At 46.9% G+C, this 19,919-nt stretch carries 23 protein-coding genes; 15 read left to right on the top strand and 8 right to left on the bottom strand.

Going from position 1 to position 19,919, the window contains the following annotated elements; translation table 11 throughout:
• Window positions 1–155: 155 nt before the first annotated feature.
• The 6 genes from citC to citG are packed head-to-tail and all read left to right on the top strand — an operon-like array spanning window position 156 to window position 5,426.
• On the top strand, window positions 156–1,211 hold the full coding sequence (gene citC, locus B9J84_RS00600; protein WP_179217484.1) for a [citrate (pro-3S)-lyase] ligase: 1,056 nt from the start codon (window positions 156–158) through the stop codon (window positions 1,209–1,211).
• A gap of 51 nt (window positions 1,212–1,262) precedes the next feature.
• Window positions 1,263–1,559 carry a citrate lyase acyl carrier protein gene (gene citD, locus B9J84_RS00595; RefSeq protein WP_094123286.1) on the top strand — a complete coding sequence of 99 codons (297 nt, stop codon included), beginning with the start codon at window positions 1,263–1,265 and terminating at the stop codon, window positions 1,557–1,559.
• Window positions 1,556–2,431 (top strand): citrate (pro-3S)-lyase subunit beta, encoded by an 876-nt coding sequence (citE, locus tag B9J84_RS00590; RefSeq protein ID WP_026028738.1) that lies wholly within the window; start codon window positions 1,556–1,558, stop codon window positions 2,429–2,431. Before citD ends, citE begins: the two co-directional genes overlap by 4 nt.
• Window positions 2,432–2,441: 10 nt before the next feature.
• A complete protein-coding gene (gene citF, locus B9J84_RS00585) occupies window positions 2,442–3,971 on the top strand; it encodes a citrate lyase subunit alpha (RefSeq protein WP_094123285.1) in 1,530 nt (509 codons plus the stop codon).
• Window positions 3,968–4,504, top strand: coding sequence for a citrate lyase holo-[acyl-carrier protein] synthase (gene citX / locus B9J84_RS00580; protein WP_094123284.1), 537 nt, complete (start codon window positions 3,968–3,970; stop codon window positions 4,502–4,504). The genes citF and citX overlap by 4 nt, the downstream gene beginning before the upstream one ends.
• Window positions 4,482–5,426, top strand: a complete 945-nt coding sequence (citG, locus tag B9J84_RS00575) for a triphosphoribosyl-dephospho-CoA synthase CitG (RefSeq protein ID WP_094123283.1) — start codon at window positions 4,482–4,484, stop codon at window positions 5,424–5,426. The genes citX and citG overlap by 23 nt, the downstream gene beginning before the upstream one ends.
• A 240-nt stretch (window positions 5,427–5,666) precedes the next feature.
• Here the strand turns inward: citG and B9J84_RS00570 are convergent, their stop codons facing one another.
• A complete protein-coding gene (locus B9J84_RS00570; RefSeq protein WP_013855720.1) occupies window positions 5,667–6,533 on the bottom strand; it encodes a YicC/YloC family endoribonuclease in 867 nt (288 codons plus the stop codon).
• A gap of 178 nt (window positions 6,534–6,711) precedes the next feature.
• Between B9J84_RS00570 and rph the strand changes: the two genes are divergently transcribed.
• Together rph and pyrE are read left to right on the top strand one after the other, a co-directional pair.
• Window positions 6,712–7,428 (top strand): ribonuclease PH, encoded by a 717-nt coding sequence (gene rph / locus B9J84_RS00565; protein ID WP_017042236.1) that lies wholly within the window; start codon window positions 6,712–6,714, stop codon window positions 7,426–7,428.
• 320 nt (window positions 7,429–7,748) lie between these two features.
• Complete coding sequence (gene pyrE / locus B9J84_RS00560; protein ID WP_013855722.1) at window positions 7,749–8,390, top strand: orotate phosphoribosyltransferase; 642 nt, start codon at window positions 7,749–7,751, stop codon at window positions 8,388–8,390.
• A gap of 106 nt (window positions 8,391–8,496) precedes the next feature.
• Here pyrE and lpxM read toward each other — a convergent pair whose 3' ends face one another.
• The 4 genes from lpxM to coaBC all read right to left on the bottom strand — a co-directional run bounded on the left by lpxM (window position 8,497) and on the right by coaBC (window position 12,493).
• Window positions 8,497–9,453, bottom strand: coding sequence for a lauroyl-Kdo(2)-lipid IV(A) myristoyltransferase (lpxM, locus tag B9J84_RS00555; RefSeq protein ID WP_094123282.1), 957 nt, complete (start codon window positions 9,451–9,453; stop codon window positions 8,497–8,499).
• Between the two features lie 22 nt (window positions 9,454–9,475).
• On the bottom strand, window positions 9,476–10,423 hold the full coding sequence (gene lpxL, locus B9J84_RS00550; protein ID WP_094123281.1) for an LpxL/LpxP family Kdo(2)-lipid IV(A) lauroyl/palmitoleoyl acyltransferase: 948 nt from the start codon (window positions 10,421–10,423) through the stop codon (window positions 9,476–9,478).
• Between the two features lie 56 nt (window positions 10,424–10,479).
• Complete coding sequence (gene slmA, locus B9J84_RS00545; protein ID WP_013855724.1) at window positions 10,480–11,070, bottom strand: nucleoid occlusion factor SlmA; 591 nt, start codon at window positions 11,068–11,070, stop codon at window positions 10,480–10,482.
• Between the two features lie 208 nt (window positions 11,071–11,278).
• Window positions 11,279–12,493, bottom strand: coding sequence for a bifunctional phosphopantothenoylcysteine decarboxylase/phosphopantothenate--cysteine ligase CoaBC (gene coaBC / locus B9J84_RS00540; protein WP_179217483.1), 1,215 nt, complete (start codon window positions 12,491–12,493; stop codon window positions 11,279–11,281).
• A 221-nt stretch (window positions 12,494–12,714) separates the two neighbouring features.
• Between coaBC and radC the strand changes: the two genes are divergently transcribed.
• The 5 genes from radC (at window position 12,715) to mutM (ending at window position 15,581) form a co-directional block, all read left to right on the top strand.
• Complete coding sequence (radC, locus tag B9J84_RS00535) at window positions 12,715–13,389, top strand: DNA repair protein RadC (RefSeq protein WP_010318993.1); 675 nt, start codon at window positions 12,715–12,717, stop codon at window positions 13,387–13,389.
• 277 nt (window positions 13,390–13,666) lie between these two features.
• Window positions 13,667–13,903 (top strand): 50S ribosomal protein L28, encoded by a 237-nt coding sequence (gene rpmB, locus B9J84_RS00530; RefSeq protein ID WP_004397476.1) that lies wholly within the window; start codon window positions 13,667–13,669, stop codon window positions 13,901–13,903.
• 13 nt (window positions 13,904–13,916) lie between these two features.
• Complete coding sequence (gene rpmG, locus B9J84_RS00525) at window positions 13,917–14,084, top strand: 50S ribosomal protein L33 (protein WP_010318992.1); 168 nt, start codon at window positions 13,917–13,919, stop codon at window positions 14,082–14,084.
• Window positions 14,085–14,219: 135 nt separating this feature from the next.
• The gene (locus tag B9J84_RS00520; protein WP_013855728.1) at window positions 14,220–14,687 is read left to right on the top strand and encodes a hypothetical protein; all 468 of its coding nucleotides are present in this window, start codon (window positions 14,220–14,222) and stop codon (window positions 14,685–14,687) included.
• A gap of 84 nt (window positions 14,688–14,771) precedes the next feature.
• Complete coding sequence (gene mutM, locus B9J84_RS00515) at window positions 14,772–15,581, top strand: bifunctional DNA-formamidopyrimidine glycosylase/DNA-(apurinic or apyrimidinic site) lyase (RefSeq protein WP_094123279.1); 810 nt, start codon at window positions 14,772–14,774, stop codon at window positions 15,579–15,581.
• 15 nt (window positions 15,582–15,596) lie between these two features.
• On the opposite strand, the gene coaD is transcribed toward mutM, so the two are convergent.
• Window positions 15,597–16,088 carry a pantetheine-phosphate adenylyltransferase gene (gene coaD / locus B9J84_RS00510; protein ID WP_026028196.1) on the bottom strand — a complete coding sequence of 164 codons (492 nt, stop codon included), beginning with the start codon at window positions 16,086–16,088 and terminating at the stop codon, window positions 15,597–15,599.
• A gap of 123 nt (window positions 16,089–16,211) precedes the next feature.
• Between coaD and B9J84_RS00505 the strand changes: the two genes are divergently transcribed.
• On the top strand, window positions 16,212–17,246 hold the full coding sequence (locus tag B9J84_RS00505; RefSeq protein WP_094123278.1) for a glycosyltransferase family 9 protein: 1,035 nt from the start codon (window positions 16,212–16,214) through the stop codon (window positions 17,244–17,246).
• Here the strand turns inward: B9J84_RS00505 and B9J84_RS00500 are convergent.
• Window positions 17,215–18,000, bottom strand: coding sequence for a glycosyltransferase family 2 protein (locus B9J84_RS00500; RefSeq protein ID WP_094123277.1), 786 nt, complete (start codon window positions 17,998–18,000; stop codon window positions 17,215–17,217). The two genes, B9J84_RS00505 and B9J84_RS00500, sit on opposite strands and share 32 nt — an antisense overlap.
• Window positions 17,997–19,067: a glycosyltransferase family 9 protein gene (locus B9J84_RS00495; RefSeq protein ID WP_094123276.1), complete on the bottom strand. Its 1,071-nt coding sequence runs from the start codon at window positions 19,065–19,067 to the stop codon at window positions 17,997–17,999. Before B9J84_RS00495 ends, B9J84_RS00500 begins: the two co-directional genes overlap by 4 nt.
• Before the next feature lie 115 nt (window positions 19,068–19,182).
• Between B9J84_RS00495 and B9J84_RS00490 the strand changes: the two genes are divergently transcribed.
• A complete protein-coding gene (locus B9J84_RS00490) occupies window positions 19,183–19,884 on the top strand; it encodes a 3-deoxy-D-manno-octulosonic acid kinase (RefSeq protein WP_404206156.1) in 702 nt (233 codons plus the stop codon).
• Window positions 19,885–19,919: the final 35 nt, after the last annotated feature.

Raw genomic sequence — 19,919 nt, 5'->3', positions numbered from 1 at the left:
ATAGATAAATAGAATTTAAAATTAAAGATATAAAAATTAAATTCATTAAAACCATAAAGAGCGTTAACCACGGGAAATAAAGTGATTACCCTCATTAAACCTTTTCGGCTTAATTTAGATAATAAAGTCAGAAAAAATAGGTGAGGAAGCCGATCATGGTAGATATTTACACCTTCTCGCGAGTTTCAAGCAAGAATAAAACCAAGCTCTTGCAGATCAAAGAGTTTCTCTGCCAGCATCAGCTCACGGTTGATGAGGATGTTGAGCATTTTGTGGTGGCTTACGGTACAAACCAAATCATCGCTTGCGGTGGAATTGCGGGGCATGTGTTGAAGTCCATCGCGGTTTCTCCTGCGCTGCAAGGGACCGGTTTTGCGCTCAAATTGATGACCGAATTAACCAACTTCGCTTATGAAATAGGGTGTTTTTCACTATTTCTATTCACTAAGCCGACCAATGTAGATTTATTCCGACAGTGCGGTTTTTTCTTAGTCGATAAAGTCGAACCGCATATTGCTTTATTAGAAAATAGCCCAAATCGTCTTGCAGTTTATTGCAAACAGTTGCAGTTATTAAAAATGTCTGGGCGTAAAATTGGCAGTGTTGTGATGAATGCCAATCCATTTACCTTAGGTCATCAATATTTAATTGAACAAGCCTGTGAACAATGTGATTGGGTGCATTTATTTGTGGTAAAAGCAGAGAATAAAGATTTCTCTTACGCTGACCGTATGGCCATGATTAAGGCAGGCAGTAAACACTTATTGAATTTAACTATTCATTCTGGCTCGGATTATATTATTTCGCGCGCGACCTTCCCTAGTTATTTTATTAAAGATCAGCAAGTGGTCAATCAATCCCATACCGCGCTGGATTTAAGTATTTTCCGCCATTCAATCGCGCCAGCCCTTGGCATTACGCACCGCTTTGTCGGCAGTGAGCCGATTTGTACGGTGACGCGTAACTACAACCAAGCCATGCGCCGCTGGCTAGAAGAAGCGCACGATGTCAGTGCGCCGATCCAAGTAGTGGAAATTGAGCGCAGTCAGCAAGCCTCGCAGCCGATCTCCGCATCGCGCGTGCGTTACTTGCTCAAACAATTTGGCGTTGCCGCGATTGCCGATCTCGTGCCGAAAACGACTTATTCCTACCTTTGTCAGCATTATGCGGAACATTCGCTACAGGCCGCACCGCAACTGTTAGCGGTATGAGCGCAGTGCTGACACTGTTTTATCCAATAACTCATTAACAAGGTTGTACCCATGAAAATTGCCCATCCCGCCTTTGCGGGAACACTGGAGTCCAGTGATCTTCAGGTTCGGATTGAACCCAATAACGATGGCGGTATTGAACTGGTGTTAGACAGTACCGTCGAGCAGCAATTTGGTCATGCGATTCGTCAGGTCGTACTGCACACCCTCGACGCGATGCAAGTGTACGATGCGCTGGTCACCATCGAAGACAAAGGCGCACTGGATTGTGTGATCCGCGCGCGCGTACAGGCGGCGGTGATGCGCGCTTGTGAAGTTCAGAACATTGAGTGGAGCCAACTATCATGACCAAACTTCGTCGCAGTATGTTATTTGTGCCGGGCGCGAATGCCGCCATGCTCAGCAATACCTTTATCTATCAACCCGACTCCATCATGTTCGATCTGGAAGACTCGGTCGCGCTGCGTGAAAAAGACACCGCGCGGATGTTGGTGTTCCATGCGCTGCAACACCCTATGTATCAAGAGATGGAAACCGTGGTGCGGGTCAATCCGCTCGATTCTGAATTCGGCATCAAAGACCTTAATGCCGTGGTGCGTGGCGGAGCCAAAGTGGTGCGTCTGCCGAAAACCGATAACGCCAACGATGTAATTGAGATGGAAAAAGTCATCGAACAGATCGAGCGTGAATGCGGACGTGAAGTGGGTAGCACGCGCATGCTGGCCGCGATTGAAAGCGCGCAGGGCATTAACAACGCAGTCGAGATTGCCTTTAGCTCACGCCGCCTGATTGGGATTGCGCTTGGCGCGGAAGACTATGTACGCGATCTGCGCACGCAGCGTTCAGCAGAAGGGATTGAGCTGTTGTTTGCGCGCTGCTCCATTCTGCAAGCGGCACGTGCTGCTGGGATCATGGCGTTTGATACCGTCTATTCCGATGCCAATAACGAAGAGGGATTTTTGCGTGAAGCGGAGCACATTAAGCAGCTTGGCTTTGATGGCAAGTCTCTTATTAACCCACGCCAGATTGACTTGCTGCACAACGTGTTTGCCCCAACACAAAAAGAGGTCGATCACGCCATCGCAGTCATCGAAGCCGCTGAAGAAGCAGCAGAAAAAGGGCTGGGCGTGGTTTCCCTTAACGGCAAAATGGTTGATGGACCCATCATCGAACGCGCACGTTGGACACTGCAACGTGCTGAATCCGGCATCAAACACTAAAGGTCATCTCATGAGTATCAATACATTAAATAACCCTCTGTCTGTGCTGGAAGTGGAACGCTACGCGTTGACGGCTTACACCCAAGCGCACGCGATCACGCCGCATTTGCTGGATGAGTCAGCGAAAAAAAGCCGCAAAGTGAAAAGCTCGATCCGCGAAGCGATTGTCGATCTTGGCTTAAAAGATGGCATGACCATCTCTTTCCATCATGCGTTTCGTGGCGGCGATAAAACCGTCAATCTAGTGATGGACGTGATTGCCGAATTGGGGATTAAAAACCTCACGCTCGCCTCAAGCTCGCTCACCTCTTGTCATTCGCCTTTGATTGAACACATCAAAAACGGCGTAGTGAGCAAGATTTACACCTCAGGGATTCGTGGGGCGCTGGCTAATAGTATTTCTAATGGCTTGCTTGATGAGCCCGTGCATATTCACTCGCACGGTGGTCGCGTGCATTTGATCCAAAGCGGTGAGCTGTACATCGACATGGCGTTTATTGGCGTACCTTGTTGCGATGAGTTTGGCAACGCTAACGGCTTTAAAGGCAAATCCAATTGCGGCTCACTCGGCTATGCCAAAGTCGATGCCGAACACGCTGAAAAAGTGGTGATGCTGACTGAAGCCATCGTCGGTTTCCCGAATTTCCCTGCATCGATTACTCAAGACCGCGTCGATGCGGTTGTGCAGGTGGCGGAAGTGGGCGACCCAAGCAAAATCGGTGGGGATGCCACGCGCATGACCACCAACCCACGCGAGCTTCTGATTGCCAAACGCGCTGCAGAAGTCATCGAGCATTCAGGCTATTTCTATGATGGTTTTTCAATGCAGACTGGTTCGGGCGGTGCATCGCTCGCGGTTGCGCGCTTTTTGAAAGAGAAGATGTTGCGCCAAAACATTCGCGCTTCTTTCGCTCTCGGTGGTATCACTGCGACTATGGTGGAAATGCATGAACAGGGACTGATTGATTACTTGCTCGATGTGCAGTGTTTCGATTCGGTGGCGGCGGGCTCGTTAGCGCGCAATCCACATCATCTCGAAATCTCTGCTAACGAATACGCCAACCCAAGCTCGAAGGGGGCGGCGGTGGATAGGCTCGATGTGGTTATCTTGAGTGCGTTGGAAATTGATACCCAGTTTAACGTTAACGTGATCACCGGCTCTGATGGGGTAATTCGCGGCGCATCCGGCGGTCATTGTGACACGGCGGCGGCGGCAAACTTATCGATTATTGTGGCGCCTTTGGTGCGTGGCCGCATTCCGACCGTGGTCGAGAAGGTCACTAACATCATCACCCCAGGAGCCACCATCGATGTGTTGGTGACGGATCAAGGTATCGCGGTAAACCCGAATCGTCCCGAACTGAAAGCGCGTTTCATCGCGGCGCAACTGCCCGTTGTCGAGATTGAAGCGTTGCAACAGCGTGCGGAGTTGCTGACGGGTAAACCCCAGCCGTTGCAATTTGAAGACAAAACCGTTGCCTTTGTTCACTACCGTGACGGTTCGATCATTGATGTTATCAAGCAGGTAAAAAGCCTATGAGTCACCATCCGGATCTTTCAGTCAGTCTGGACCAGCTACTTCTGCGTAAAGAAGTGCGGGTTCGGCAACAAGGTGAGTGGCTAAAACGCCATTCACTGCCTCTGGTTTCTTTCACGGTTAACATGCCGGGCGCGGTTAAGCTCAACGCTGCCAGCCAAACCGTGATGGATGCAGGTATGCGTGCCATTCAAGAACTGTGTCAGCAAACGGGCTGGCGGCAAGTGGCTTGTCAGCTGTTGGTGGAAAAAACGGGGCCGGAAGCCTTTGTGGTGATTCAGACTCCTTCAGCCAGCATGTTGAAAAAAGCCATGATGAAGATTGAACGCGAGCACCCGCTAGGGCGACTGATGGATCTGGATGTGCTTGATGTCGATGGGCATATTATCTCGCGCCAAGGTGCGCAGTTGCCAAGACGGCGCTGCTTGCTGTGTGAACGTGATGCGGTGATCTGTGCTCGCTCGCGGCAGCACGGTGTTGAGGCTTTGTTGGCTAAAATCGAGGAGATGGTTCATGACTATTCCTGCTGCGCTTGATCTTCTGCTTGAACTGCCTAGCCAAGCCTCTGGCACAAGTGGCACGAAAACGTTCAGCTTGCCTCGCTTAGTGGGGCATCTGGCTTATCATGCCATGATGTTAGAGGTGCATCTCACCCCTAAACCGGGTTTGGTGGATACTGCTAATAATGGCGCACACCGCGATATGGATCTCAACACTTTTATCGCCAGTGCCGAGGCGATTGCGCCTTATCTGCAATCTTTTGTCAGTGCAGGTTGGGAGAGCGCGGGAAATCCGGCCGCTCAGTTGCTGACCGCCTTGCGCCCGATTGGCATAGAAGCTGAGCAAGCCATGTTTGCTGCCACTCAAGGGGTGAACACCCATAAAGGGATGATTTTTATCTTGGGGCTTATTTGCGGCTCTGTGGGGTGGCTCAAAGCCAATCAACTCAAAATTGATGCGCAGCATATTGGCGAAACCATTCGCCAAGCTTGCCAGTTTTTGATTATTGATGAGCTAAAAGCGAAGCGTGAATCGGCTCCCAAAACGGCAGGCGAGCGAATTTATCGTCGGTACGGTTTAACCGGCGCACGCGGTGAAGCCGCTTCTGGCCTTGCGATGGTGATGCAACATGCGCTGCCAGCCTACCAAGCCTGTTTAACCAAAGGAGCCAGCACCGAGCAAGCCTTGTGGCATACCTTAATGGTGTTGATGGCCAACAATAACGACAGCAACCTCGCTGCTCGCGGTGGATTAGAAGGGCTGCATTTTGTGCAAGCGCAAGCGCAGCAACTGCTCGCCAAAGGTGGCTTTTTATATCAAGAAATTGAACAAGCTCTTACGGCGCTCGATAGCGCGATGATTGAAAAACACTTAAGCCCCGGCGGCAGTGCAGATCTATTAGCCGCTACTTGGTTAATTAATGAGTTAGCGCAATTGTTTCAAGTCCGTCACGAGTAATTTTGATTGTTAACTTTAAGATCGGAAATTCTTAAAAAGCAGCCATAACTGGACGCAATGTTGAATCGATATTTGAAATCAAGAGACTTTTGGGGTAAAGCACAATTCGTCATAGTATTCTCTCTCGTGCTGGAAAGTTACTCACCAGTTGGTTGAAAACAGAGGCAAAGACCTGAAATTTCCTGAAAAAAAAGCCCCTATTTACAGGGGCTTGGTAAGCTTAGAGAGACTCAAAAACCCTTATTCGATGTTTTGGATCTGCTCTCTCATTTGCTCAATCAGAACCTTAAGTTCAACGCCAGAGGCCGTGATGTCGGTGCTGATTGATTTCGAGGCTAACGTGTTCGATTCGCGGTTAAATTCTTGCATCATGAAATCGAGCTTACGGCCGCATGAGCCGCCTTTTTTGAGCACATTACGTGCTTCTTTGACATGCGAATCGAGGCGGTCTAACTCTTCGGCAACGTCTGATTTTTGTGCAAGTAAAATCAGCTCTTGCTCGACGCGCGTTGCATCAAGCTCAATCTTTGCTTCTTCAAACTTAGTCAATAGACGTTCACGTTGCCATTGCAGGATTTCTGGCATGCGTGCGCGCACTTTTACCACTTCTTCACTGATCGCCGTCAGGCGTTGTTCGATTAACGCCTTCATGTTGTCACCTTCACGGCCACGTGCGTCAATGAATTCAATGATTGCGTCATCAAAGCCTGCTAATAAGGCTTTATTAATGCTGTCCATGTCTTGTTCTGGCGTTTCCATTACGCCGGGCCACTGCATGATTTGAAATGGATTAATGCGGCTTAACTCGCCCGTCATGTGCATTACTTGGTTGGCGGCTTTAATCACTTGATTGGCGAGTGCTTCATTGATATTCAGCTCACTTTTAGCCGCAGGGTTTGCTTCATAACGTAAGTGACATTCTACTTTGCCGCGCGCTAAACGTTGGCGAAAGCGTTCACGCAGTACAGGCTCAAGACCACGAAATTGTTCCGGCAGGCGGAAGTAGGTTTCAAGATAACGTTGGTTTACCGAGCGGATTTCCCATACCGCAGTACCCCAATCACCTTTAACTTCTTTACGCGCGTACGCGGTCATGCTGTAAATCATTGATTTGTCCTTTGCTCACGAAGATGAAATATCAAACGAGAGGTATGTTAGCACTAGCTTCACGCGTGTACTAGGTTCACGCCAATGCAAAGGGTGACCAACCTAGCGTCAAGGCGGCTAATCCGCTATAATCTCGCCCCAATCGATTCCGTCTCACCCGATAAAAGGTAGATGCACTATGCGTCCAAATGACCGCGCGGCCGATCAAATTCGCCCAATTAAAATCACTCGCAACTACACTGCTTATGCTGAAGGGTCAGTATTGGTGGAATTTGGTAATACCAAAGTATTGTGTAATGCCACTGTCGAAGAGGGTGTTCCTCGCTGGTTGAAAGGTCAGGGTAAAGGTTGGGTTACTGCCGAATACGGCATGCTGCCACGTGCAACCCATTCACGGACTCGTCGTGAAGCGACCAACGGTAAGCAAGGTGGCCGCACCATGGAGATCCAACGTCTCATCGCTCGCAGCTTACGTGCTGTGGTGGATTTAGAGGCAATGCCAGAGGTGATGATCACGGTTGACTGTGACGTTATTCAAGCGGACGGCGGTACTCGCACTGCATCAATTACGGGCGCAAGTGTGGCACTAGCGGATGCGTTTGCTCATCTGGTTGCTAGCGGTAAATTGAAGAAGAATCCAATGAAAGGCCATGTTGCTGCTGTCTCAGTTGGCATCTTGGGTGAAAACATTTTATGTGATTTGGAATACGTGGAAGATTCTGCCGCCGACACTGATATGAATGTGGTGATGACTGAAAACGGTAAGATGATTGAAATTCAAGGCACCGCAGAGGGTGAACCGTTTAGCCATGAAGAGCTGATGGATTTACTGGCCGTTGCCAAGAAAGGCATCGCTGATATTGTTGAAGCGCAGAAAGCATCGTTATTAGATTGATCAAGTAGCTCCCAGTTGGGGGCTATTTTTTTGCCCGTTTTATTCATTGTATTGTTGTACGTGATGACCCCACCCTAACCCTCCCCTATAAGGGGAGGGAATGAAGGAAGTGTTCCTAATATCGCCCTTGAGGGGAGGGAATTCATCATCTTAGTACCTCCCCTTTTAGGGGAGGCAAGCACCATCTTAGTACCTCTCCTTTTTCGGGGGAGGTGAGCACCACTTTAGTACCTCCCCCTTTTAGGGGGAGGCTAGGAGGGGGTTGTTCTTGTTGGGAAAGAGAAATAAACCAAAGTGTATGAGTTAAGAGAGAGAAAATCATGAAAGCATACCAGCGTGAATTTATTGAATTTGCACTAGAAAAAGAAGTCTTGAAGTTTGGCGAGTTTACTTTGAAGTCTGGCCGAAAAAGCCCTTATTTCTTTAACGCTGGCTTGTTTAATACTGGCCGTGATTTAGCGCGCTTAGGGCGTTTTTATGCCGCTGCTTTGGTCGATTCTGGGATTGAGTTTGATGTGCTATTTGGACCTGCGTACAAAGGGATCCCCATTGCGACTACAACTGCAGTAGCGTTGGCTGATCATCATGATGTTGATACGCCGTATTGCTTTAACCGTAAAGAAGCGAAAGACCACGGTGAGGGCGGTAACTTGGTCGGTAGCGCATTAGAAGGGCGCATTATGCTGGTGGATGATGTCATTACAGCTGGTACTGCCATTCGTGAGTCGATGGAAATCATTCAAGCTAACGGTGCGGATCTTGCTGGTGTTTTGGTAGCAATTGACCGCCAAGAAAAAGGCAAAGGAGAGCTTTCTGCAATTCAAGAAGTCGAGCGTGATTTTGGTTGCGCGATCATCTCAATTGTTAGCCTGACCGATCTGGTTACTTACCTTGAAGAGAAAGGGGCAGATGCTAAGCACCTTGAGGCGGTAAAAGCGTATCGTGCTCAGTACGGAATTTAAGCATCAACTTATTTGCGAATCGTAGAGCCACTTATTGAAAAGTAAAAGCCCCGAGTTTGTCGCTCGGGGCTTGTTTTTCTACCGATTCATATTGATTACTATAATGTTAGTTATCGTAAACTTTTGATCCATCCCGTTGTGTTTTCAATAGCCATAAATTCCACATGTACTGTTCTGGGCGTGGTGTGACTAAATCTTCAATCGCCTTATTCATAGCGCGTGCATCTTGCTCTTCATCGCCCGTTGGAAAGTTTTCTAATGCAGGCAAAATATGCACTTCGTACTTACAGGTTTTATCGTTATAAGCAGGCAAAATTGGCACGACTTTCGCCTTTGATAGGCGCGCCATTTTACCAAAACCTTTTAACGTGGCTTTTTCAGTGCCAAAGAATGGAACAAAGACCGAGTTGGCCGGGCCAAAGTCTTCATCGGGCAGCCAGTAGCCTAAGTATCCATCTTTAATTGAACGTACAAACGGTTTTACCCCAGCATCACGTGCAAAAATACGCCCGCCATATTGCATGCGTTGGACGTGCATTAACCAATCACCGATAGGATTGCGCTGTGGCTTCATGATGGTGGTTACTTTATAGCCTTTTGCAGCAAGCATTACCGCAGGGTAATCGACCGCCCAAGCGTGAGGGGCGAGGATGATCACGTTCTCGCCAGCATCTAACAATGGCAATAAGTTCTCTTCACCAATCATGATGCCGCGTTGCTGATTGTGTTTCGTGGAACGAACCAAAAACTCCGAATAACCGAGCATGTATTGTGCTGCTTTGACAAAGGTTTCTTCCAAAATAGCCTGGTGTTCTTGCGGGGATTTTTCAGGAAAGCATTTTTCCAGATTCACTCTCGTGCGGCGTACAACACGGCCGTTTTTACGTACCGCAAAGGTGGATAATTTGCGTGCTAGCCTATCTCGCCATACGGGTGGCATAAAGGCGAACAGAGCGGCGAAGAAGATCCCAATCCAAGTTCCCCAATGTTTTGGGTGTAAAAAAGACCATTGGAATGTGGGGTTGTGCAAGTGTTTGTCTGTGCTGTTTTCGTTGTTGCTCATTGAAAGCAAAACCTTTTTCTAGTTATAAATAGCGAGAGTTAGTTAACGTTTCATCTGGCAAAGATTTAAAACGCTTATGCAGCCACATCCACTGTTCTGGTGCGCGTAGAATCACTTCTTCAATGTATTTATTCATGTAAGCGGCGGCGGCGGTCATGTCATCTTTTGGATAGTCGCCATCAATGGTTTTATCGGCGATGATTTCATATTTTCCATTGGCGTTTCGAAACCCTGAACCGGGCACAATCGCACATTGGCTAGTATAAGCCAGAATACTGGTGCCTGTGGTGGTACACGCTTCTTTGACCGCAAAGAAGGGAACAAACACCGATTTGTTATGGCCGTAATCTTGATCGGGTAGATAAAATAGGCGTTCGCCCTTTTTGAGTACGCGGATCATCTGTTTAATGTCGGTGCGGTAGATTAGTTTATTGCCATTGCGTGTGCGACCACGGTATTGGATAAATTCATACGCTGGGTTGCTGTGTGGGCGGTAAACACCATAGCCTTCAAGGCCTATTACACCAAAAGCACGTGCTGTAATTTCTAAATTTAACGCATGTACGCAACACAGCAGTGCGCCACGTTTTTCTTGTTTGAGTTGCAAAAGGGCACTGACATCTTTCACATCAAGCAGGCGAGCAAAACGCCAAGTCGGCCAAAACCAAGTAATTCCGGTTTCTATCAGCGCCATGCCAGTGTTTTTAAAGTTTTCGTTAACAATTTGCTCAATCTCACCTGCACTTTTCTCTGGAAAAGATAGCTGTAGATTACGCGTGGCAATGTGTACTCGCTTGTTAGCAAAGCGCATTCCAAACGCGCCCATGCTGCGTCCTATTTTTAGTAACGCAGAATAAGGAAGCAGGTTGACCATTAAAGCGAGTAGCCCAAAGCTAAGCCACACGCCCCAATATTTAGGGTGCAGTAGCGAGAGGGAAAACTCAGGTTTACCGTATTTTTCTTTGCTCATTACTCTTGATTCTTTCACTGATGATGATTCTTTGTCACGACGGTGGTGGTTTGTTTTTACTGAATCTGAGCGCTTAATAATGCCCAATACTCTTCAAAATTTGCCGTCGGTTGGTATTTAAAGTCAGATCGCACAAAGCGATTTAGGCTTCCTTCCACTTGGCCAAGTAGTTGAGCGGCTAAAATGCTTTCGTCGACGGGGAAGGATTTACCTTCACGCAGTTTACGTTCGCGAAGGATCTGACGTAGTGACGTTTCTATGCGTTCGAACAATTGGTTGATCCGTTCACGCAGTCGCTCATTTTCAAACATTAGAGCATGGCCGGATAAAATTCGTGTCAAGCCCGGGTTACGTTCCGAAAAAGCCAAGATAAGCTGTAGCACTAAGCGGATGCGGTTGAGTGTATCTTTCTCTTCATCCAAAATGCGATTAATCCGCGACATTAAAGACTCTTCAATAAACTCAATCAAGCCTTCAAACATCCGTGCTTTACTCGGGAAATGACGGTACAAAGCCGCTTCAGAAACGCCCACTTGTTTGGCTAGCTTTGCTGTGGTGATGCGTGATGCACCATCGTTAGATTCCAGCATTTCAGCGAGTGCTTGTAGAATCTCTTCACGACGATTGATTTTCTTATTGACGGCCATGACCCGATTTCCTTTTAGTTACCACATGCTTGTGAGCAAATATTTATACCCTTCAGATGGTTTGGGTATTGTCCATTAAGCGCAGTAGTTTAACGGACAGTTTTCGGACTGCGTAGCGTAAAAATGAAAATGATTGAACTGGGTGGTGATTTTACCACCCAATAAACGCTATGAACCCTAAAAGAAGCTTAGAACGTCTGTTTGTAGCCTACAGTTGACTCGCGATCAGTTGCATCAGCGCGTGAGCTAATGCAGATTTTGAACTCAAAGGTAATGCTTGCTCTCCACCTTGCCAATAAACGGTCAGCGCATTGTCGTTACTATTAAAGCCTTGGCCCGCAACAGAAACATCATTGGCGCAGATCATATCCAGTTTTTTGTTGAGCAGTTTAGCGCGGGCATATTTTTCAACTTGCTGCGTTTCAGCCGCAAAGCCTACCGTGAACGGGCGGTTTTCTTTCAGTGCAGCTACGCTGGCGACGATGTCGGGATTTTTGACCATGGTGATGAGCATGTGATCGCTCGCATCGGTTTTTTTGATCTTTTGATCGGCGACGATCTCAGGGCGATAGTCGGCTACGGCGGCGCAACTGATGAACACATCATGTGATTGCGCTTGCGCCATCACTTGCTGATGCATATCGCAGGCACTTTCCACATCAATACGTTGTACTTGTGGCGGTGTGAGCAAATTGACCGGGCCACTGATCAGAGTCACTTTCGCGCCCAATTGAGCGGCGGCCTGCGCAATCGCATACCCCATTTTGCCTGAACTGTGGTTACTGATATAGCGGACTGGATCGAGTGCTTCACGGGTTGGACCTGCGCTAATCAACAGTGACTTACCGGCGAGCAGTGTGTTGTTTGCCACCTCTGTTTGGAAAAAAAACTCGCAGTGCTCAACCAATTGCATTGGCTCAAGCATGCGGCCCGGGCCAACATCGCCACACGCCTGTTCACCAGCTGCTGGGCCCCAAATCATCATGCCTCGGCGTTTAAGCGTGGCAATATTCTCTTGTGTGGCGATATTGCGATACATCTGCTGATTCATTGCCGGCGAGATGGCCACTGGCGCATTGGTGGCTAAAATCAAAGTGGTGAGTAAATCATTACCCATCCCTGCGGCGACGCGCGCGATGAGATCCGCTGTCGCGGGAGCCAGTAGGACTAAGTCTGCCCATTTGGCAAGTTCAATATGGCCCATAGACGCTTCGGCGGCTGGGTCTAATAAGCTATCTGAAACTGGCCTGCCAGAGACGGCTTGCATGGTCAGTGGCGTTATAAACTCTTTTGCAGCGTGGGTCATCACCACTTGTACTTGAGCGCCTCGTTCAATCAAGCGACGCGTTAGCTCAGCACATTTATACGCAGCAATACCGCCGCTAATGCCGAGCAGAATCTTTTTTCCTGCCAGTGTTTGCATTGTCTTTTCCTCAAAAATTCTGCGCATTATGTTAGCACAACTCTCGCATCGAGTGACCTTATGATCCGCTCAATCCTTTCATATTGGACGAGTGTTTCTGCGTCTTTCATCACTTATCAATTACAAAAAACCATGAATCAAGCCTAAATAAAGAGAAGCAAAGTTGCAGGCTTGGCTATTTCTCTATGTTGTCTGAGTACCTTTAGCCCTAGGAGTGCTTAATGAGCCTCAAATCACTGCCCACAGAATCAATGCCACGCGAAAAATTGCTTGCTCGCGGTCCTCAGGCATTATCGGATGCTGAACTGCTGGCGATTTTCCTTCGTACTGGTACTCAAGGAATGAATGTACTCGCTCTCTCGGATCTGCTGCTGCGCGAGTTTGGATCACTTCGAGCGCTTTTTTCGGCCAACCAGCAAGAGTTTTGCCGCCATAAAGGGTTGGGCGAAGCCAAATACGTTCAATTGCAGGCGGTGCTTGAAATGACGCAGCGCTATTTGGCCGAAACGCTCAAACGAGGTGGCGCTTTGACTAGCCCAGAGCAAACCAAGCTTTATTTATCGAGTGTGCTACGCGATCGCCATCGAGAAGCCTTCTATATTCTGTTTTTGGATAATCAACACCGAGTGATCAGCGATGAAGTGCTGTTTGAGGGGACGATTGACGCGGCCAGCGTTTACCCTCGTGAGGTGGTTAAAAGAGCACTCCACCATAATGCAGCGGCATTAATATTGGCCCATAATCATCCGTCAGGCGTTGCTGAGCCTAGCCAAGCCGATCGCAGAATCACACGTCGATTAACCGATGCACTAGCGTTAGTGGACATCCGTATTTTGGACCATTTTGTGGTGGGCGATGGCGAGGTAATTTCTTTTGCAGAAAGAGGGTGGATTTGAATCACATTTTAGGTTGTGACTTAAGATTATTCTGGTATGATTCGCGCACTAAATTATCAACCTAAATCAGCTCTGCTTAAAAAAAGATCGCCAAATCCGTAAAAAGGATCTGTTCGGGTCTTGAGCAATGCATGTCAAGTTAGTATAATACGCGACCTTTGATAGCCTTGTATGGATTTTCCATAACGGTTTTTAACCTCAAACTTCTTAATACATCGAGAACGAGGTTCGGCCACCAAGGTTGATATCGAGCTGAAACGATTTGGAGAAGACATTCATGTCCCGAGTATGCCAAGTAACTGGTAAGCGTCCAATAACGGGTAACAACCGTTCACACGCACGAAATGCTACTAAGCGTCGTTTTCTGCCGAACCTACAAACTCATCGTTTCTGGGTAGAGAGCGAAAAACGTTTTGTTAAACTACGTCTAACTGCTAAAGGCATGCGTATCATCGATAAGAAAGGCATTGATGCTGTTCTTGTTGATATCCGTGCACGTGGCGAAAACGTTTAAGAGGAATTGAGCAATGGCTAAAGGCATTCGTGAGAAAATTCGACTAATATCTTCTGCAGGTACTGGTCACTTCTACACAACTGACAAGAACAAACGCAACATGCCAGGCAAATTTGAGATCAAGAAATTTGATCCAGTAGTTCGCCAGCACGTTCTTTACAAAGAAGGCAAAATCAAGTAATTGATTTTACGCTTTGTAAGCATTGAAAGACCCAGCTTTGGCTGGGTTTTTTATTGTCTGGAATTTGTACCCTGCAATGTCAGCTCTCACTATAATGTGCTAAGTTACTCAAAGATAAACTCTTAGGGATCACTTATGCGTATCAATCGCCGCCGTTGGAATAATATTCTTATCTTGGCTGTTATTGCTTTTATTGCCATTTTGAATTTACCCACAGTCATCAAAACTTATCTTATTGAACCGCCTGCTAGCCCTTATCCTTATGTGATTAATCCAAATGCACAGCTGCAAGCACTGCATTTTACTGACTGGTCACTTGAACTGAATCAAAACCGTTGGCGATCAAGCAAAGCAATTTCAGTTGCTCCTGAAATATTGGCACAACGCTGGCAGAGTTTAGTTGGTACTGAAGTTGATGATGCTACTTACGAGTCGCTTGCGTCTCTACTACGCAACCCACAAACCGTGGAGGTGTGGTATCAGGATCGCGAAGAGCCGCAAAGGATCACCTACTACCAAACCCCCCAGTTTTGGTTATTGAAAAATTGGCAAGAGAAATGGGTGGCACTTTCGGTAGAAGAAGCTTTTCTTTTTCCGAACTGAGCCTTTATTTCTCTTTGAGCGTTGAACAAACCAAGAACGAATAACCAATACCCAATAACGACGAATGAAGAATCGAGATGTATCATGCCTGAGTTACCCGAAGTTGAAGTAAGTAAAATGGGGATTAGCCCGCATCTAGTTGGGCAAACGATCCAGCAACTGACATTTCGCACGCCCAAATTACGTTGGGCCATCCCTCAAGAGCTGAAACAGTTAGAAGGGCAAGTGATCCGCAATATATCCCGCCGGGCCAAATATTTACTGATAGAGACCGATATTGGCAGTGCGATTGTTCACTTGGGAATGTCAGGTTCATTACGAGTATTGGAGTGTGATTTTCCTGCAGGTAAGCATGATCACGTTGATCTGCGATTAACTAATGGCAAGGTACTGCGCTACCACGATCCACGTCGATTTGGCGCTTGGCTATGGTGCGAGCAAGGAGAAAGCCACTCGGTGTTGAGTAATATCGGTCCTGAGCCATTAACCGATGATTTTGATGCAGATTACATTGCGCAAAAAGCGAACAGCAAACGTATCGCTGTTAAGCAATTTATTATGGAAAATAAAGTGGTGGTTGGCGTAGGCAATATCTACGCGAGTGAATCACTGTTTAATGCGCGAATTCTCCCCACTCGGCCTGCTCATTCGCTGACACTGACTGAATGGAATTGCCTCGTGCGAGAAATCAAATCAGTCTTAGCAACGGCGATTCAACAAGGTGGCACAACCTTAAAAGATTTTGCACAAGCGGATGGCAAACCGGGCTATTTTGCTCAAGAGCTTAATGTGTATGGCAAAGCGCAGCAGCCTTGCCCTGCGTGTGGGCAAGCAATTGAAGCGCTGAAAATTGGTCAGCGTAACACCTTTTTCTGCTCTGCTTGCCAAAAATAAGGTACGTCCTAAAGGCTATATTTTCTTGCCATGCAAGGCGTTAGCGACAATGTCAGGAACAAATTGATCAACTTCTCCACCATGAATCGCCACTTCTCGCACAATGGTGGAGGAGATAAACGCATGCTCCTCTGATGGCGTAAGAAACACACTTTCCAGCCCCGGCATCAAACGGCGGTACATGTTGGTCAAACCAAATTCATACTCGAAGTCAACCGTAGTACGCAAACCGCGGATCAGCACATTGGCTTTTTCATCACGCGCAAAATCGACCATTAGCCCAGCAAATCCTTTGGCAGTGACATTCTCTAAATGTTGAGTGACGGCGCTGGCAAAGGCGACCCGCTCTTGCAGAGTAAACATGGTATTTTTGCTTGGGCTGGCGGCGACGGCGATGATCACTTCATCAAACATATTGGCGGCGCGTTCGATCAGATCCAAATGACCATTGGTGATGGGGTCAAAAGTGCCGGGATAAATCACACGCGAAATTCTTTTTTGGCTCACATTGGAAGGCTCATATTGGTTAACTGGCACTGATATTAACAAAAAGACTCAAAATTACCTATTGAACTCGGTATGATGTAGCCCGCATTAAACTGTGACACTTAGCGAGTGAGAGAAGAGACGATGAACAAGTTGTTGGTGATCCGTAACGATAAAATTGGTGATTTCATGCTGGCTTGGCCAAGTTTTGCGATGCTAAAAGCCTCGTTGCCAGATTGCCATATTACCGCGTTAGTCCCCAGCTATACCGTCGCGCTGGCCGAGCTTTGCCCGTGGATTGATGCGGTGATGGTTGACCCAACGGAAAATGCGTCCTCTGCGCAGAAAAAACAATGCATTCAAGCGATTAAACAGCAACACTTTGATGCCTCGATCAACCTCTTCTCGACCACTTACAATGCACTATTAGTTTGGAAATCTCGTATTCCTTATCGTTTAGCGCCGGCGACTAAATTCGCTCAAATTTTTTACAACAAACGAATTAAGCAAAAACGCTCTCAATCAGCCAAACCAGAATATGAGTATAACTTAGATTTGGTACGCGCTTTTTTGCATGATATTGGCAAAGAGGTTGTCGAGCCGAGCGCACCTTATTTGCAATTTGACCAAGCGATACTTGCTGAACAAAAAAGCAAGCTGGCTACGCAACTTCATCTCGATATAAGTAAACCGTGGGTGTTTGTTCATGCCGGAAGCGGCGGTTCGGCGAATAATTTGTCGCTAGAGCAATACACGCAGTTAGTGATGGGGATTGATAGCAAGCAAGAAATTATCCTCACCGCCGGGCCGGGAGAAGAGGTGAAAGCCGCGCAGTTAAAAGCTTTGATTGAAGAAAAGGGCGGGCGAGCGGCACTGTATGATAAAAATGAAGGGCTTGTTGATTTCTCACGCTCGATTGCTTGCGCTGATATTTTTATTGCAGGTTCAACAGGGCCTTTGCATATCGCTGCTGCGATTGATGTGCCCACAGTTGGCTTTTTCCCCGCCAAACGTTCAGCCACGCCACTGCGTTGGCGACCATTGAATTCACAAGGTCGCCATATCGCTTTTTGTCCACCACAAGCAAAAGACAAAGAAACTCAGGCCGATATGAGTCGCATTGATATTAATGCGGTATTAGCTGAACTTAACCCTTGGGCGGCTCAGTACTGGTTCTAACCCATAAATCGGCGTATTTAACAAAGGTTGAGTGCGCTGATAATAAAGAAAGCAAGAAGCCTTGCTTACCGTCTAAAAAGCCTGCTTTTAAAACGTACATTTTCAAAAAGCAGCCAAACGCATGAAAAATACCTTGGCTAATGCTGCTTTTCTTACCACGTTTTTCTCGTTGCTCTGCCCATGCCTTGGCATAACCTGCGGATTTAACTAAATAATGATGAATATCGTTATAGGTGTAGTGAATCGCATCACCTGCAAGATTCTCGACTTTCATGCCATCAGCGACTTCGACTTTTTCATGCACCAAAGCCTCGTTATATTGCGTTAATTGAGTTGGGTAGAGGCGCAACACGCGATCAGGATACCAACCACAGTGGCGAATATAGCGGCCAAAAACCCAACTTAAACGGGCAAATTGATACAGTGTATTGGGTTTATTAGCGGTGACCGCTCGCTGAATGCTATCTTTTAACTCTTTGGTCACGCGTTCATCGGCATCTAGCCACAACACATAGTCAGACTCGACATACGACTGCGCTAAGCGGCGCTGTGGGCCAAACCCAGGCCACTGCGAATTAACAAAAAACTTGTCAGTATAACGGCGCGCAATCTCTTCGGTATTATCACTGCTACCTGAATCTAAGACGACGATTTCATCTACCCATTGGTGAACGGTTTCCAAGCAAGCTTGCAGATGTTGTGCTTCATTTTTAACGATCAGCGCAACGGCTAAAGTAGGTTTGCTCACATTCATTCCTCGGATATTGGGTTTAGCTGAAAATCAGCCGTTATCTTATCAAACATTTGGATAACATGGCTTGCTTGAATGCGCTGCATCGCTTGTTCATCTTTGATGCGAGTACGCCAACTGACTTGCTCTTTCGTTTTTCCTGTTTCGGCAAACAGTGCTTCTTCATAAGCCGACACCACATAATCACGATATTGATAAGGCCCTGTGCGCTGCGGATTATGGTGGGCGTACAAGCCGATAACGGGAGTATTCATTGCATTGGCCATGTGCGCTGGGCCTGTATCTGGCGCTATCACTAAATCGGCTAAGTCGAGCAGTGCCAACATCTCTTTAAGCTGGCTTTTACCAACGACATTGAGTACCGGCTGAGTAAGTTTACTCGCTATTTCGGCTGCTAGATCAACTTCAATTTGCGCAGGGCTACCGGCTAAAATGATATGCCAACCAAGTTGTTGAGCATGCGTTATCACTTCTACATAGCCTTCAGCGGTCCAATTTTTATAAGCCTTACTCGCGGCAGGAACCACGACTAAATTACGCTTTGAATGTGCAAGTTGCTGCTTGGCCCATTGATGATCGGAATCCGAATAAGTGAGTGACCACTTAGGTTCTAGTTCTTTGATTCCAAGGCACTTTGCAAACGCGAGTAAGCCATCTAATACATGAGGTGTTTGAGGCGATATCACTTTTACATTGGTAAATAGATGCTGGAAATCTTGGCTGCGGGCGGCATCAAAACCGAGTTTATATTTAGCTTTAATACCCAGTGTGGCAATACTGGCACGAAAGGCATACTGCATATGCAAAAGCGCATCGAAGGATTGCCCTTTAAGTTCTGCCCACAGTTTTTGATATGCTTTCCATCCCTGTTTTTTGTCGAATATAACCACGTTTACATTAGGCAAATCAGTGAGTAACTGCGCTTCCAGTTTTCCAGTGATCCACGTGATATGAGTTTCAGGCCATTGGTGTTGAATTGCTTGCACGGCGGCCACTGCATTGCACACATCGCCAATCGCCGACAGACGCAACACACAAATTGAGCGCGGAGCAGAAGAAAAAAGAGCCATAAGTGACATCGGTATAGAGAAAGTTAGTAAGAATTATGCAGATAGCGCCGATAAATGTAAAATACCAAACAAGCATGATGAAGCACATTCAATCTCGTCATTAAAAAGTGAAACGATGAAAACGCTGAAAAAAGAGAATCAAACAATTTGGTATGACGAGCATTTGCTAGTTGAAGATCCGCTCCGCTGTTTTAACCCTGAGTTTTGGCTGCAGGCTGGTAGCGTCACAGGTAGTGCAACGGGACGCGGCACGACATGGTTTGTAAAAGCTGAAAAAATAGAAGCAGCACTACGCCACTATAAGCGTGGTGGATTGTTCGGTAAGTTAGTAAGTGATCACTACTTTTTTTCTGGTTGGCAGAAAACGCGCAGTTTCCAAGAATTTGAATTGCTCAATACTCTGAGAGAGTCTGGGGTAAATGTTCCACGCCCGATTGCAGCGCGAGCAGTAAAGCGCACTTTTTGTTATCAGGCCGATTTACTCAGCGAAAAAATCCCGAATGCCCGCGATCTGGTGTCTATTTTACAAGAACGTCCATTACCGACTGAAATGTATGAAAAAATAGGTCGAGAAATCCGCAAAATGCATGATGCACAAGTCAATCATACCGATCTCAATATCCATAACATCTTGATTGATGATCAAGAGAAGGTATGGATTATTGATTTTGATAAGTGTTGCCAGCAACAAGGCGAGAGCTGGAAGAAAGGAAATTTAGATAGATTGAAACGATCGTTTGAGAAAGAAGTTGTTAAAAGTAGTATCATCACAAAGTATGGTAGTGTTGATATTCTGTGTAATACAGCACGGCAATAGAATAATCACATTGAGTAAAAAAATGTTAAAAGCTT

Origin of the sequence: Vibrio sp. V03_P4A6T147 (assembly GCF_002241085.1) — a bacterium.
Taxonomy (GTDB): domain Bacteria; phylum Pseudomonadota; class Gammaproteobacteria; order Enterobacterales; family Vibrionaceae; genus Vibrio; species Vibrio anguillarum.
The sequence above is the reverse complement of the archived record's forward strand: the minus strand, read 5'-3'. Positions and strand labels throughout refer to the sequence as shown.